The organism is Prosthecobacter sp., assembly GCF_044373815.1.
In the GTDB taxonomy this organism is placed as follows: domain Bacteria; phylum Verrucomicrobiota; class Verrucomicrobiia; order Verrucomicrobiales; family Verrucomicrobiaceae; genus Prosthecobacter.
The window spans coordinates 1-14,379 of sequence record NZ_JBIPNG010000128.1 but is presented as its reverse complement, the minus strand read 5'-3'; the positions used below and the strand labels follow the sequence as shown (position 1 = coordinate 14,379).

The 14,379-nt window shown below is 57.4% G+C and carries 14 protein-coding genes; 11 read left to right on the top strand and 3 right to left on the bottom strand.

What is annotated here, in order from left to right; translation table 11 throughout:
• The coding region (locus ACIREA_RS12590; protein ID WP_397382624.1) for a hypothetical protein at window positions 1-316 on the top strand (316 nt) is incomplete at its 5' end.
• 161 nt (window positions 317-477) lie between these two features.
• Entirely contained in the window at window positions 478-1,497 is a 1,020-nt protein-coding gene (gene gmd / locus ACIREA_RS12585; protein WP_397382623.1) for a GDP-mannose 4,6-dehydratase, read from the top strand.
• A gap of 110 nt (window positions 1,498-1,607) precedes the next feature.
• On the opposite strand, the gene ACIREA_RS12580 is transcribed toward gmd, so the two are convergent.
• Entirely contained in the window at window positions 1,608-2,087 is a 480-nt protein-coding gene (locus ACIREA_RS12580; RefSeq protein WP_397382622.1) for a deoxycytidylate deaminase, read from the bottom strand.
• A 508-nt stretch (window positions 2,088-2,595) separates the two neighbouring features.
• On the opposite strand from ACIREA_RS12580, the gene ACIREA_RS12575 reads away from it, so the two are divergent.
• Window positions 2,596-4,296, top strand: coding sequence for an outer membrane beta-barrel protein (locus ACIREA_RS12575; RefSeq protein WP_397382621.1), 1,701 nt, complete (start codon window positions 2,596-2,598; stop codon window positions 4,294-4,296).
• A 94-nt stretch (window positions 4,297-4,390) separates the two neighbouring features.
• Complete coding sequence (locus tag ACIREA_RS12570) at window positions 4,391-5,113, top strand: polysaccharide biosynthesis/export family protein (protein ID WP_397382620.1); 723 nt, start codon at window positions 4,391-4,393, stop codon at window positions 5,111-5,113.
• A gap of 32 nt (window positions 5,114-5,145) precedes the next feature.
• Here ACIREA_RS12570 and ACIREA_RS12565 read toward each other — a convergent pair whose 3' ends face one another.
• Window positions 5,146-5,307 carry a hypothetical protein gene (locus ACIREA_RS12565; protein ID WP_397382619.1) on the bottom strand — a complete coding sequence of 54 codons (162 nt, stop codon included), beginning with the start codon at window positions 5,305-5,307 and terminating at the stop codon, window positions 5,146-5,148.
• Between ACIREA_RS12565 and ACIREA_RS12560 the strand changes: the two genes are divergently transcribed.
• Window positions 5,306-7,504 (top strand): polysaccharide biosynthesis tyrosine autokinase, encoded by a 2,199-nt coding sequence (locus ACIREA_RS12560; RefSeq protein WP_397382618.1) that lies wholly within the window; start codon window positions 5,306-5,308, stop codon window positions 7,502-7,504. The genes ACIREA_RS12565 and ACIREA_RS12560 overlap by 2 nt on opposite strands.
• Before the next feature lie 85 nt (window positions 7,505-7,589).
• Here ACIREA_RS12560 and ACIREA_RS12555 read toward each other — a convergent pair whose 3' ends face one another.
• Window positions 7,590-8,495, bottom strand: a complete 906-nt coding sequence (locus ACIREA_RS12555; protein WP_397382617.1) for a LysR family transcriptional regulator — start codon at window positions 8,493-8,495, stop codon at window positions 7,590-7,592.
• Window positions 8,496-8,575: 80 nt separating this feature from the next.
• On the opposite strand from ACIREA_RS12555, the gene ACIREA_RS12550 reads away from it, so the two are divergent.
• The 6 genes from ACIREA_RS12550 to mlaD all read left to right on the top strand — a co-directional run bounded on the left by ACIREA_RS12550 (window position 8,576) and on the right by mlaD (window position 14,352).
• Window positions 8,576-9,391 carry a sugar phosphate isomerase/epimerase family protein gene (locus tag ACIREA_RS12550; protein WP_397382616.1) on the top strand — a complete coding sequence of 272 codons (816 nt, stop codon included), beginning with the start codon at window positions 8,576-8,578 and terminating at the stop codon, window positions 9,389-9,391.
• A 42-nt stretch (window positions 9,392-9,433) separates the two neighbouring features.
• Window positions 9,434-11,017, top strand: coding sequence for a hypothetical protein (locus ACIREA_RS12545; RefSeq protein WP_397382615.1), 1,584 nt, complete (start codon window positions 9,434-9,436; stop codon window positions 11,015-11,017).
• Between the two features lie 36 nt (window positions 11,018-11,053).
• Window positions 11,054-12,205 carry a Gfo/Idh/MocA family protein gene (locus ACIREA_RS12540; RefSeq protein ID WP_397382614.1) on the top strand — a complete coding sequence of 384 codons (1,152 nt, stop codon included), beginning with the start codon at window positions 11,054-11,056 and terminating at the stop codon, window positions 12,203-12,205.
• An 82-nt stretch (window positions 12,206-12,287) separates the two neighbouring features.
• The gene (locus tag ACIREA_RS12535) at window positions 12,288-13,064 is read left to right on the top strand and encodes an MlaE family ABC transporter permease (RefSeq protein ID WP_397382613.1); all 777 of its coding nucleotides are present in this window, start codon (window positions 12,288-12,290) and stop codon (window positions 13,062-13,064) included.
• Between the two features lie 2 nt (window positions 13,065-13,066).
• Window positions 13,067-13,876: an ABC transporter ATP-binding protein gene (locus ACIREA_RS12530; protein ID WP_397382612.1), complete on the top strand. Its 810-nt coding sequence runs from the start codon at window positions 13,067-13,069 to the stop codon at window positions 13,874-13,876.
• The gene (gene mlaD / locus ACIREA_RS12525; protein WP_397382611.1) at window positions 13,873-14,352 is read left to right on the top strand and encodes an outer membrane lipid asymmetry maintenance protein MlaD; all 480 of its coding nucleotides are present in this window, start codon (window positions 13,873-13,875) and stop codon (window positions 14,350-14,352) included. Before ACIREA_RS12530 ends, mlaD begins: the two co-directional genes overlap by 4 nt.
• Window positions 14,353-14,379: the final 27 nt, after the last annotated feature.

Below are 14,379 nucleotides of genomic sequence, written 5' to 3'. Positions count from 1 at the left end.
GTTCGACGCCAGCCTCGTATTTTTCGAGGATGTGGTAGTCGCGCGGGGCTTTGCGGTTCGTGGCGATCTCGGACATGGGTCGCGCGGGGAACCGCAGATGTTAACGAAGAACTGGCGGTTCTGCCGGGAAGGGCAGGGTGGCCTAGCTCTTGTCGATGGTGGCGATGGTGATCTTGCCCTGAATGATTTCAAGGAGGGCGAGGTCGGCTTCACGAAGGCCGGGGCGGCGCTCGACGAGAACCGCATGGCCCGCGGCGATCTGACGGACTCGCTTGGAGACCATATTGATCAGGATGGGGTGATCTTTGACGATTAGCGCGGCTTGTTCGACGAGGTCAGCTCTCATAAATTGAAATTGGGGCTGGGATTGGGGGGGCAGAGAATAAGGGGAGACTCGTGGGGTGCAACTGTTATGTTCCTGCTTTTCCCCTTGCGGAATGGGAGCCGGTATTGTCTCATCGGCGCTCGATTTGACCCATGAAGAAAGCTCTAATTACCGGCATCACAGGACAGGACGGCTCGTATCTCACGGAACTGCTGCTCGAAAAGGGCTATGAAGTGCACGGCATCATCCGCCGGGCCTCAAGTTTCAACACGGGGCGTCTTCAGCACCTGTTTGAGCCGGAATCCCACCTGCCCTCGAAGAATCTGCACCTGCATTACGGGGATTTGATGGACTCGGTGGCTCTGGTAAAGCTGCTCTATGAACTGAAACCCGATGAGGTGTACAATCTGGGGGCGCAGAGCCATGTGCGGGTGTCGTTTGATGTGCCGGAGAGCACGGGGGACATTGTGGGCCTTGGGACGCAGCGCATTCTAGAGGCCATCCGCGAAACTGGACTGGTGGGCAAGGTGCGCTTCTATCAGGCCTCCTCCTCGGAGATGTTCGGCAAGGTGCAGGAAGTTCCACAGGTGGAGACCACGCCTTTCTGGCCCCGCTCCCCCTACGCCTGTGCTAAGGTTTATGGCCACTGGCTGACCGTGAACTACCGCGAGAGCTACGGCCTGCATGCCAGCAGCGGCATTCTTTTCAACCATGAGTCGCCACGCCGTGGGGAGACCTTTGTGACACGCAAGATCACCCGTGCGGCCACACGCATCAAAATGGGGCTGCAGGACAAGCTTTTCCTGGGGAACATGGATGCGAAGCGCGACTGGGGCTACGCGAAGGACTACGTGGAAATGATGTGGATGATGCTCCAGCAGGATGAGCCGGATGATTATGTGATCGCTACCAACGAAACCCACAGTGTGAAGGAATTCGTGCAGGAGACCTTCGGCGCACTGGACCTCGACTGGGAGCAGCATGTCAAGTATGACGCCCGCTATGAACGCCCGGCGGAGGTGGAACTCCTCATCGGGGATCCGGCCAAAGCCCGCAAAAAGCTGGGCTGGGAGCCGAAGGTGAAATTCAAGGAGCTGGTGAAGATCATGGTCGAGGCCGATCTGCAGCTTGCGAAGCATGAATTGGCGGTGAAAAACGTCAAAACTGCCTGATTGGCTGCCGCCTGGTCTGGATATAACGAGTGACTTCGTGCGCTGGTGAGTACGAGTCCGAAACGTCAGCGGCGCCTGATCAGGCGCTCTGGTTCCGCGTCAGCAAGCTCTTACGTGGTTTTTTCCTTGGCGGCTGTCGAGACGATCTGCGGGTAATCGGCAAGCTGGATCAGCGGGATGCCATAACGCCCGGCTATGGCATCTGCCTCGGACTCAGGGTAATCGTCGCGGAAATAGACTTCTTTGACGCCATAGGCGCAAAGCATCTGCATGCAGCTGGTGCAGGGTTTGGTGGTGCAGGCGACGAGCCTGACATTGCCACGGGTGAACAGGCTGCACAGGTTCACCTCGGCATGCAGCATGTATTTACGTCGTGCATCCCGATCTGCCCAAAAATCAGGATCTGCGTCATAGCCGGGCGCAAGGCCATTGTAGGCGGTTCCTATCACCCGGTTGTCAAAGTCAATGGCCACCGCCCCAACCTTCCGAAATGGATCCTCCGAACGCAGGCTGGCCACATGGGCAAGCGCCATGGCGTATTCCGGGATGGTCAACCGCGCTGCAGGAACAGGAAGGGCTTCAATGGACATGAGCGCACATGAACTTTTAAACCTGCGGCGTCAAACGGGAGCGGTGAAGCCCTGCATTTTCCGGCCACCCAAAAAATTCATTTGAACATGTTATAATGAACACTATATAGGGTTCGGAAAGTTGTCTTAATTATCACAATCAAACCATGAATTCTTTCAATTCCAAGCGGCTTCCGATCGGCAAATTGTTCGGCAAATTACGCAGTTTAATCGCCCTGGCTCCCCCTTCCAACAGTCCTCACAGATCTTGGGACAGGGCATCTTCGAGGGAAATCCAACTTGAGTTTGATTTTGAACTCAGAAAACGCGTTCGTGAAACGAGGGGTGCCGTTTCGGTGGTCGCCTTCAAGAACTGAGGGGAGCGTGGCTGGCCGGGTGTAGCGGTGAACGCCAAATTATTGTAACTCAAGGGGGAGTATGTGGCGAAATCGAGAGAAATTTGGTATAGACAAAACCCAGTAGAATTGCTTGTATCGTTGTTTTAATTCCCGACCCACTCTCTCCCGTCATGCTGATCAACAACTCTCGCCCCGTCCCCATCAGTGCTGTTCTGATGGTGATTACCCTCACGACCGGCTGTTTGTTGCCGCAACGTTCCAACGCTCAGTTTGGTGTTTCACCGTCGCAAACCAGCAACTTTTTCAATGACCTTCGGTCCCGCACCGGCCAGATGAAAAAGACGACCCAGTCATCGGCACGCAGTGGAGACGTGGTGTACGACTACGAAAAGGGGGCATACGTCAGCCAGGAAGATCAGGAGGGGTATCAAAGTCTTCAGCAGTTGCTGCGTTCGGACCGTCAGATTTCACAGCCTTCGGTGCGCAGCGGCAGTTCCGCATTCGCCGCTCGTGCTGTGGGTGATTACACCACCTACTCGGGCCAGTATTCGCAGTCCTTGAGTTATTTTGCTCCTACCTACACCTCAGATCCGTTCCTTACAGGCAAGCGAAATCTGAAGGTTGGTCCTGTGAATATTGGTTTTGGCCTTTATCAGGGGTTTGAATACAACAGCAACGTTCGCCGCACCGCCGTTCCGGTGTCAGACGTGATCAGCAGCACGCTGCTCAACGTCAGCGCCAACTACCGCGTTTCACAAAACAATGTCCTGAGTTTCACCGGCGGTCTCGGTGTGGATCATTATTTCAATCATCCAGAACTGGCAGCGTATGGTAATGGTAATTACCTGATCAACGTTCTGCCGGGAACGACGCTCGCCTTTGACATCAAGGCAGGCCCTGTGAATTTCACCATTTATGACCGCATGTCCATGCGTCCTGCGCTGAACAATGCCTTTGTCGGCGCAGCAAATAATTCGAGCTTTGGTGTGTTCCAGAACGATTTTGGTGTCGCGGCCAACTGGCAGATCAATTCGGCTTGGGCTCTTGCGGTCAACTACACAAACACCATCTCCGAGGCATTGGGTAGCAACAACAGCCAGTTCAGCCGTAGCATGAACACGGTGCATGCCTCCCTGACATACAGTCCGACGGCGACTTGGATTTTGGGCACGGAAGGCGGGGTTTCGTTACTGAACTACGTGAATCCTACTTTGAACGACGGCGTTCTCCTCAACTGGGGCGCGTTTGTCAGTGTGCCTCTGGGTAAATCGACCATTGTCAAACTGGCTGGCGGTCTGCAGTCCTTCAATTTCGACGCGCCAACGGTTTTCGCCCCGATTGGTCCTGGAGACAGTTCCGATCTGAACAGCTACTACTACAACTTCAGCATCACCAACCAGCTCAATGCTCGCTTCAGCCACACCCTGTCCGTTGGGCATGAATCCTCGATCAACCTGGCATCGAACTACATCACCGCCGACTTCGTCAACTACGGTGTCTCGATGGTTGCCTGGAAGGGCGGTCGCTTCTCAGTTTCCGGCTACTACGAAAACGCCAGGCCATCGCTTATCGACCCAACTTTCCCTGGCACTGGGTATAAGCTGACTCAGTTCGGTGTGGATGTGTACTACACGCACCAGTTGACTTCCAAGCTGCGCGCTGGAACCGGCTATCACTTCGGGCGTGCCGACTACTTGGGTGTGGCTGGAAGAGATACTGACCAGAGCGGGTTCTCATTTGACCTGAACTACAACCTGACCGCCAAGGCTGGGGTTAACTTGGGTTATCGCTATTTCGTTACCAATTCTAAGCAATCCAACACGGATTCCACGCAGACACGCGTGATTTTGGGCTTCAATTACAATTTCTAACGAAACGGATCGTAACTGGTCTATGACTTTTGACCTCAGCCAGGCCATGATCGGCATTGGTGCTTGAGGGTGTCAAAACTCATTCACTACCATCATGAAAAAGATATCACTGTCGCTGCTTCTGCTTGCCATCGCTCTCCCGGCTTTGAAAGCACAAGATCCTGGATTCCGGATCCCTGAATCGTCGTCCAGATCATCGAGGCAGGCCGCTAGTGCCACAACCGGCTCTGTCAATGCAGGGGCGGCAGTGTTGTCCTCCATGGACGTGTTGGATAACAATCAGACCATTGCGGCTGGCGACACGATCAGCATACGAATTCTGGAGGACCGCCGGGATGCATTGCAGCAGGTTGTCGCAGTGACTGGGGAAGTCCAGGCTCCCTACGTGGGCTTGGTCAGCGCCAAAGGCAAGACTTGCCGGGATCTGGCCTTCACGATCAAAAGAGAGCTCGAGAAAAATTTCTTTCAGCACGCCACCGTGGTGATCGCGATCGACAAGATCAATGTTGATGATGCCATGAGAATGCGTGAGGTGGACTTGGAGTTCTACGTCATGTTCGGCATTGTGGCCAGACAGGGAAAATACGACCTGCCGGCCAATGAAGACATTTCCATCAGCCAGGCCATTCTGCGTGCAGGTGGCTTTGCCCAGTTCGCCAACAAGGAAAAAGTGAAAATCATCCGTAAAACCCCCCAGGGAAACAAAACCATTTTGGTCAATGTGGACGGGATCATGCGCCAGGGCGATCTCGAGCGTGATGTGTTCATTCGCAAGGATGACGTCATCATCGTCGAAGAAAAGACCGTTAATTTCTAAAATACCTGGGATTTCTCACAGGTATATCGAAGTCAAATAAGTCGAAATTTGATTTTAAATCGAACAGTGCGGCGGCCAAATAAATCCAATGGCTTAAGTTGTTTTTTTGAGCGATTCTGCCAGCCCAAAAATTGACGGGAGACAGCAGGTGCCTTAGGCAGACCGACAGAACAAATTTGGATTTTTTGAATCATGGAACAAAACCTCACCCTCCCAGGCCCGGCGCAATCCAGCACGCTGAGTCGCATTCACGAGGCATCCGCCAAATTTCAGCGTTACAAGATCCTGCTGCGCCGCCGCTGGTGGTTCCTGCTCCTGACGGCCAGCATTGGTGTTTGTGTTCAGGCCTTGCGTATCACCGGGCGCCCCCAGGAGTTTCGTTCCTTGGCTAAACTCGTGGCTGGCGGTCAGCTGGCGTTCAACGACAACGTAACCTGGCGTGAACAGCAGGCGGACTTCTATGGTACGATCATTGAAACGATCGAGAGTGCCGAAATGAAACGGCGCGCTCTGGATCGCGTGAGAGCACTGAACCCCGATGTGAAGGATTCGGACGTGGAAATCCGTGTGGCGCAGACCAAGGGCTCCGCCATTTTCAACATCCTTGCGACTGGCTCTGAGCCCAAATACACGAAGATCTTTTTGGATGCCCTTCTGGACGAGTTCATCGCGTTTCGTCAAAGCATCCGCGAGCAGGCTCAGGGCAAGGTGCTCCAGCAGTTCCTCACGGAGGTGGTGAACAAGCAGAAACTCATGGAGGACAGCCTTGAGCGTCTCACCAAATTCAAGGCCGCCAACAACATCCTCACGATCACCAATGGCAACAACCTTGCCGCACAGTTCCTCGGGAACTTGGAGTCGCAGAGGGAAAGCCAGCGCACGACACTGGAAGATCTGCGCTTGGCGATCGCCAACGTCAATGCAGCCATGGAGGCGCGTGAACGCATGCTGAGCGGTGGTGGGGCAGCGGCCGGAGCTCCGGCGGCCAAAGGTGGGGAAAGCACACAGCCATCAGGCGCGATCAAGGCCACTGAAACATCGCCCGGGCGCAATGGCATGACCATGGCGGAGCAGGATTACCTGCGCACCAAATCGAGAATCACCGAACTCAAGACGAAGCTGGACTCACTCCTGATCCAGTTCAAGCAGCAGCACCCCATGGTGCAGGATGTGACGGAAGAACTGGCGGCGCAGAAGGCGCTGCTGGCTTCCTATGCCGAGCAGATTCAGCAGGAGATGGTTACTCAGATGGCGGACATCCAGCGTCGCGTGCAGGTCTTGGACGCTCAGATTCTCGAGAAGCAGAAAGAGGCCCTCGATCTCGGCGGTAAAATCGCAGAGCATGACAAGCTGGAAAAAGCTGCCGAGTCAGCCAAGATGACTTACGACAAGCTGTTTGAAAAAGTGGAGAGCATCCAGAGCGTCTTCAATTCCCAGGCAGATTTTGTGGCCATTCAAGAGCGTGCCATCCCTGCCTATGAAAATGTGGAGGACTGGGTGATGCCCATCGTTGTCGGTCTGATTGGCGGCATGGGGATTGGCATCGTGATCCTGCTGTTGTTCGACCGCCTGGACGACCGAATGAATTCCTTCAGTGAGTTCCAGACCTTGTTCCCCGGGGAAGCGGTTCTTGGGCAGGTGCCGGAACAGAGAAATCGTGGTGATGTGGCCCTGCTGCGTCCCAATGATGACCGCCATCTTTACGCCGAGGCATTCCGCAATATCCGTTCCTCCATTCTCTTCAAAAACTGGCAGGGCAAGCCGCCGAAGACCATTCTCATCACCAGCGCGGTTCCCAATGAAGGCAAGACCACCGTCACCTCCAATCTGGCCGTCACCATGGCCCTCGCCGGAGCACGTGTGCTGCTGGCGGACTGCGACTTGCGCCGTGGTGGTGTGAGCGAACTTTTCAAACTCCCTTCCACCCCGGGCCTGAGCGAAGCCCTTCGTGGGAAACTGCACTGGCGTGATGCCGTTCAGGAAACCAGCACGCGTAATCTGGACCTGCTCGCCCGCGGTGACGTGTTCGATCAGACCTCCGAAATGCTGCTTTCCAAAACAGCCGAAGAGATGCTGCGTGAGATGGGTGAGGAATACGATTACGTCATCTTCGACAGTGCTCCTGTCCTCGTCGCGGATGACACGGCCAGCTTCGCGCCGAAACTTGATTCGGTGCTCTTTGTGGTACGCATGTCCTCCACCATGGCCCGTCTCTCAGGCAAGGCGCTGGATCTGCTCTATGAGCGTCAGGTCAACATCGGTGGTGTCATTCTCAACCGCTCCAGCTCGAACCTGAAAGAGTACACCTACTACAACTACGCCAGCTACTACTACGCGCCCACCAAGACCAATCCGCAGCAGGCTGCTGAACCTGCCGCCGCGAAGTCCTGATGTGAATTCCTGTGATAATTGCGGTGCGAGTTCGGACTGGCGCTGCTCCATTGGCTGAGCTGCTGATTGTGCAGCGCCCAATGCCTCAGTGATCTGGCATGGTGTCTTTGTAGTTCCCCTTCGAAAGCAGTTCCGTGGCCAGTTCCAGCAGTGATGCCGCCGCAGGAGAGAGCTCGCTGCCCTTCTGCCAGACGGCGGCGATCTGGCGTTGCATTTTGGGTTCGCGGATGGCCACGGTAAGAATGCTCGCTGGCAGGTTCCCAGCCGCCAGCCGTGGGACAATGGCCAGACCCAGCCCTGCAGCGACGAGCGCACGCACGGTTCCCAGTTCTCCGCTCTCACAAACGATGCGGGGTTCAAAGCCCGCCTTTCGGCAGGACTCCAATGCGGTGTCGCGGGCGCGGCCTTTGTAGAAGATGAAGGATTCCGCTGACAACTGCCGCAGCAGCACGGTTTTCTGTCCGGCAAGTGCATGCCTTTTGCCAACCAGCACCACAAAGGGCTCGGTAATGAGAGTTTGTGACTTGAAAGCCGCCTTGCTGGCGGGGAGCTGGAGAAAGCCGATGTCGGCCCGGCCGGATTCCACGCAGTCGGCCACGCGCTCAGAACTGTCCTCGATCAAATGCAAAGCCACCTGGTCATGCTGTTGGCTGAAGGTGTGAATCACCTCTGGCAGCAGGCAGGCACTCACACTTGGAATGGCTGCGATGGTCAGTTTTCCGCCCCGCAGGTGGGCCACATCGGAGACGATCGCCTTGGCGGCCTCGGCCTGCGTGAGGAGACCTTCGGCACGCGGCAGGAAAGCTTTGCCGGCGGCGGTGAGTTGCACTTCTTTGCGGCCACGGTTGAAAAGGGGCGTCCCCAGCTCCGCTTCGAGGTTCTTCATCTGCTGGCTCAGCGCCGGCTGCGCCATGTGCAATCGACCAGCCGCCCGGGTGAAACTGCGCTGGCGGGCGATTTCGATGAAGTAGCCGAGTTGGTAGAGTTCCATGACCCGGCATTGATATTTCTGATCCAGGGTATCGTAAAATCATCTTTTTCTTATGAGCAGGCGCTGCCATGATCTTTCTCATGCGCCGACTTTGCGTCCACACCATCACCACCAAACCGCTGAGCCTTGAAGAATGCCTCGTGCACTTCCCGCAGCGCGGAGTCAGCGGTATCACCATCTGGCGGCAGGCACTGGAAGGGCGTGATTTGGGTTCTGTGGCGCGTCAGACGCGGGACGCAGGGCTTGAAGTCGTCAGCCTTTGCCGTGGCGGTTTTTTTCCAGCGGCGACCGCGGCCGGGAGACAAGCGGCCATTGATGACAATCTGAAGGCCATCAATCAGGCGCACGCCATTGGCGCTCCACTCATCGTGCTGGTCTGCGGTGCTGTGCCCGGGCAGTCGCTGGTGGAATCGCGCAAGCAGATCGCCGATGGCATCGCCGCAGTGCTGCCAGCAGCGGAGCAGGCGGGCGTAAAACTCGCCATCGAACCCCTTCACCCCATGTATGCGGATGATCGCAGCGCCGTGAACACCATGCGGCAGGCGCATGAGATTTGCGATCTACTGGGCTCACCGAAATCAGTCGGCATCGCGCTGGATGTGTACCATGTCTGGTGGGATCCCGAGCTCAAGTCGCAGATTGATCTCGCAGGTCAGACCGGCCGCCTGCAGGCATTTCACATCTGTGACTGGAGGACACCGACGATTGATCTCTTAAATGATCGCGGCCTCATGGGGGAAGGCTGCATCAACATCAAAGAAATCAGCGATTGGGTGGATGCCACCGGCTTCACGGGCTATCGCGAGGTGGAGATCTTTTCGAACCGCCTTTGGGCCATGGACCAGCACGTGTTTCTGGAAAAGATCGCCGCCAGCTACGCCCAGCTTTACGCATAAAAGCTCTCATCCCGCGCTGAACTTGTCCGGGAATCTGACGCCATGAATTCTCTCCGTCTGCTCATCCATCTCGCACTGGGACTCTGTCTGTCCGCATCAGCCGCTGCCGCAGCGCTTTATCCGCTCCAGCAGCGCGACCAGTGGCAGTTTGAGGATCCAGCAGCTTGGGAATGGCAGGGTAATGCTGACGAGACGACCCTCCTCCTCAGGAAGCCTTCGCAATACAAACCGAAGTTCCGCAGGCCGTTTAATCTGGCTTGGTTTGGTGGTGCTGAGTGGGACTCCTTCACACTGACCTGTGAAGCGCGGCTGGATGCCTTCAATAAAGGCAACAACGACCTCTGTGTCGCCTTTGGCGGCGTGGGGGACTCGGAGTTCTACTACGCCCATCTGGGCGAGAAGGCGGACGGCGTGCACCTCCAGTTGCATGTGGTGAACAAAGCGGACCGCAAAGCCATCACGACGACCCGTGCCGAGACGTTGCCCTGGAAGCCCGGCACCTGGCATCCCATCAAGCTGGTGCGCGATGCCGCATCCGGCAGCATCAAGGTCTGGTTTGAGGGGGCGCTGGTGCTTGAAGCCAGCGACAAGACTTTTGCCAAAGGCCGCATCGGTCTCGGCTCTTTTGATGATCTTGGGGCGTTTCGAAATGTGGTCGTCACACCAGGGACTGCCGCTGTCGCAGAGGCTGTCTCCATGCGGATCGAGGTCGTCGCAGGTGGCGGCACGAAGATGGAGAATGCGCCCGCAGCCGAGTGCAAGGTGTCGCAGCCCTTTGGCATAGCCTTTGATCCGCAAGACAACATGTTCATCTGCGAGGAAACGCACCGCCTGCTGCGAGTCGATGCAATGACGGGTGTGCTCACTGTGGTGACGGGCGCCAGGTCCAAAAATGCGCCGCTGGGAGACAATGGACCCTCCAGGGATGCCTGCTTCATCGCGCCGCACAATCTTGTCGCTGATGCGGAGGGGAATCTCTTCATCGCCGATACCTACCACTACGCCGTGCGCCGGGTGGATGCGAAGACCGGCATCGTCACGACCTTCGCAGGCAACGGCGGCAAAGAACTCAGCGGCGACGGCGGCCCCGCGACGAGCGCCGGACTGGATGGTATCGCGTGCCTTTGCTTCAACCACGACTTCACCCGGCTCTATCTTGGCGGCTTCAGCAAAGTGATCCGCGTGGTGGACATGAAGACAGGACTGATCACCACTGTCTCCGGCATCGGCGGCAGCCGGGCTATGGCGGTTGACTCAAAAGGCAGGCTTTTCACTGCGGCAGGGCTTGGCGTGAGAATGCTGGGCACCGATGGCAAAGTCGTTTCTCTCAGCGATCCGGCAGCCACTCCGCCACTCAAAGGGGTGAAGCACCTCTGGGCGGATCACGACGACAACATCCTCATCGCTGACGCGGGCAACCATCTCATTCGCAAATTCATCGTGTCCGAGCGCAGGCTCATCACTCTTGCTGGTGACGGCGCGAAAGGCGCTGGCGGCGTTCCTGGCCCGGCGTTGCAGGCGCAGCTTGGCGAACCGCATGGCGTCGTCACCCATCCACGCACTGGAGACATCTACATCGCCGACTCGCGCAATCATCGAGTGCTTCGCATCAGGCAGAAACCTTGACCCTTCCCCCCCATTTTTCCATCCCCATTACCAACTATGAAAACACGCAGAATCGGCATCATCATGAACGGCGTCACCGGACGCATGGGCACCAATCAGCACCTGATCCGCTCGATCAAGGCCATCTGCGATCAAGGCGGACTCAAAGTCGGAGATGACCTCGTCATCATGCCCGACCCCATCCTCACGGGACGGAATTATGACAAGCTCAAGGCCTTGGCCGAACGCACGGGCATCACGCGCTACACCACGGACATTGATGCCGCTCTGGCCAACAAGGAGGACGAGATCTTCTTCGACGCCTCCGGCACCTTGCAGCGTGCTGGCTTCGTGGAAAAGGCGGTGCAGGCAGGCAAGGCAATCTACTGCGAAAAGCCGACCGCCGTGGAAACGAGCGAGGCGTTACGCCTGGCCAAACTCTGCGAAGATGCCGGTGTGAAAAACGGCGTGGTGCAGGACAAGCTCTGGCTCAGCGGCATCCGCAAGTTCCGCACATTACGGGATCAGGGTTACTTTGGCCGCATCCTCAGCGTGCGCGGCGAGTTCGGTTACTGGGTCTTCACCGGCGAGGAAGGGGACCAGCCCGCGCAGCGCCCTTCCTGGAACTACCGCAAGGAAGATGGCGGCGGCATCATTGTCGATATGCTCTGCCACTGGCGCTACGTGGTGGACAATCTCTTTGGCAAAGTGAAAGCCGTCAGCTGCATAGGCGCCACGCATCTGCCAAAGCGCATCGACGAGCGCGGCAAGCCCTATGCCTGCACCAGCGATGACGCGTGCTACGCCACCTTTGAGTGCGAAGGCGGTGTCATCTGCCAGTTCAACAGCTCCTGGACGGTGCGCGTGCGGCGCGATGACCTGCTCACCATGCAGGTGGACGGCACGCACGGCAGTGCCATCGTAGGCCTGCGCAAGTGCTGGGTGCAGAGCATCGGCACCACGCCACGGCCCACGTGGAATCCTGACATCGACCAGCCGATCGATTTCTTCGGCGGCTGGCAGGAGGTGCCAGACACGACGAGCTATGACAACGCCTTCAAGATCCAGTGGGAGGAGTTCCTCAAGCACGTGGTGCTGGACACACCATTCCCCTGGACCCTTCGTGAAGGTGCCAAGGGCGTTCAACTCGCTGAGCTCGGCCTGCAAAGCTGGGAGCAGCGCAAGTGGCTGCCAGTTGGCGAGCTTTGAGGATGCATTCTAAAGAATCTTGAGGCGGGAGACGCTACGGCGTTGCGCAACTCCGGTGCGTGGGTGAAGGTTCCCGCACCGAATGTTGCGCGCCATAGGTCGTTACTCACTCTCCATTGTTCATGAACTGGGAGACTTTGCTCTTTTTACAGGGCAGTCTTTTCGTTCCGCGGTGGGTGCGCGGCGGCTTGGCAGGCGCATTGTGCGCGCCGGTTTTGAGCAGGGCGTGCGCTGCCTGCCGGTGATCCTCATCGTGGGCATGTTCACCGGTCTGGTGCTCGGCTTGCAGGGCTATTATGTACTGAACCGCTTCGGCTCCGAAAGTTTGCTGGGCACTCTGGTTTCCCTCAGTCTGATACGTGAACTGGGGCCCGCCTTGGCGGCGCTGATGCTGGTAGGGCAGGCGGGGTCCGCCCTTGCGGCAGAGCTGGGCATTCAGCGCAACACAGAGCAGATCGCCGCGCTCGAAACGATGGGCGTGAGCAGTCATGCCTATCTAATCACACCGAGATTGCTTGCTGCGCTGGTTGTCTATCCCATGCAGACGGCATTGTTTGTCACAGTCGGTTTGTGGGGCGGCAGCCTCTCGGGTTCACTGCTGCTGGGCCTGGAGCCCGGCGTTTACTGGTCCTCCGTGGAGCACGCGGTCAAGGCCCAGGATGTGCGGGAGTGCATCATCAAGGCGGTCACCTTTGGACTGCTGACGATTTCATTGTGTGCCTACCATGGCTTTAACGCCCACCGCTGCAGTTCCGCCACCGGCGCGCGTGCCGTCAGTGCCTCGACCACCCGTGCCGTGGTGCAGTCCAGCATCATTGTGCTGGCCGCGGATTACATCATCACCTCCTTCCTCGTCTGATCATGGGTGCTGATTCCAATCAAATGCTGCTGCGCATCGAGGGCTTGAACAAGTGCTTTGGAGAGAACGTCGTGCTGGATGGCGCCAGCCTCAATGTGCCACACGGCAGTCTCGTGACCGTCCTCGGGCGCAGTGGTGCCGGCAAGTCGGTGCTGCTGAAGTGCCTGGCGGATGTCATTCGTCCGGATGCAGGCAGCATTCACTTTGACGGCAAGCTGCTCAGCATCGGCGATGCGGCGGCACGCGCCGATTTCCGCCGCCGCTGCAGTTTCCTGTTTCAAAGCAATGCCTTGTTCGACTCCCTGACCGCACTGGAAAATGTGGCCCTGCCGCTGGAGCAGACCACGGATCTTTCCGACAAGGAAATCCGCGAACGCAGTCTCGAGGCGCTGCGGCAGATCGAGCTCGAAGCACATCAGGACCGCTATCCCGGCCAGCTTTCCGGCGGCATGCAGAAGCGCCTGGCCCTGGCACGCGCCATCGTCACACGGCCGGAACTCGTTCTTTTTGATGAACCCACTGCCGGCCTGGACCCGCTGCGACGCAATGCGGTGTTTGCCATGATCGCGAAATATCAACGTCAGTTTGGCTTCACCGCATTGGTGGTCACGCATGACCTGACCGAGGCGCTGATCGCCAGCGACCGCGTGGCCCTCCTTGACAAAGGGCGCATGTGCTTTGAAGGCACCCCTGCTGAATTTTCGGCCTCCACCGTCGCCATGGTGGAAGATTTTCGCGACAGCGCGGAAGCACTTGGCCGCACACTTGCTGCTATACGTCGTGGCGAAGCCCTGCAATCTGAAGACTCATGAAACAATCCAAGCTCGAACTTTACGTTGGTCTGTTCGTCCTCCTGGGGATCGCAGCCGTCGTCTATCTGACGGTGAAGCTCGGCTCAAAATCGCTGATCGGTGGAGACACCTACGTGATGGAGGCGCGCTTCACCAATGCTGGAGGGCTCAATGCTGGCAGCAGTGTGCTCGTGGCTGGCGTCCCGGTGGGAAGGGTGGAAGGCATCCGCGTGGATGGCACCGACTACACCGCGATGGTGACCCTTCGCGTGGAGGCTGGTCTGAAGCTGCCCACCGACACGATGGCTTCCATCAAAACCACCGGACTCATCGGAGATAAATACGTGGCGCTTGCGCCCGGAGCGGATGAAACTTATCTTTCCGCTGGTTCTCGAATCACGATGACTGAGTCCTCGGTCGATCTGGAGTCGTTAATTGGCAAAATGGCTTTTGGCAGTGTTGAAAAAGGCAAAGACTCCCCCCCCCCCGCCCCATGACCCTACGTTTTCTGCTCCCGCTTCTCT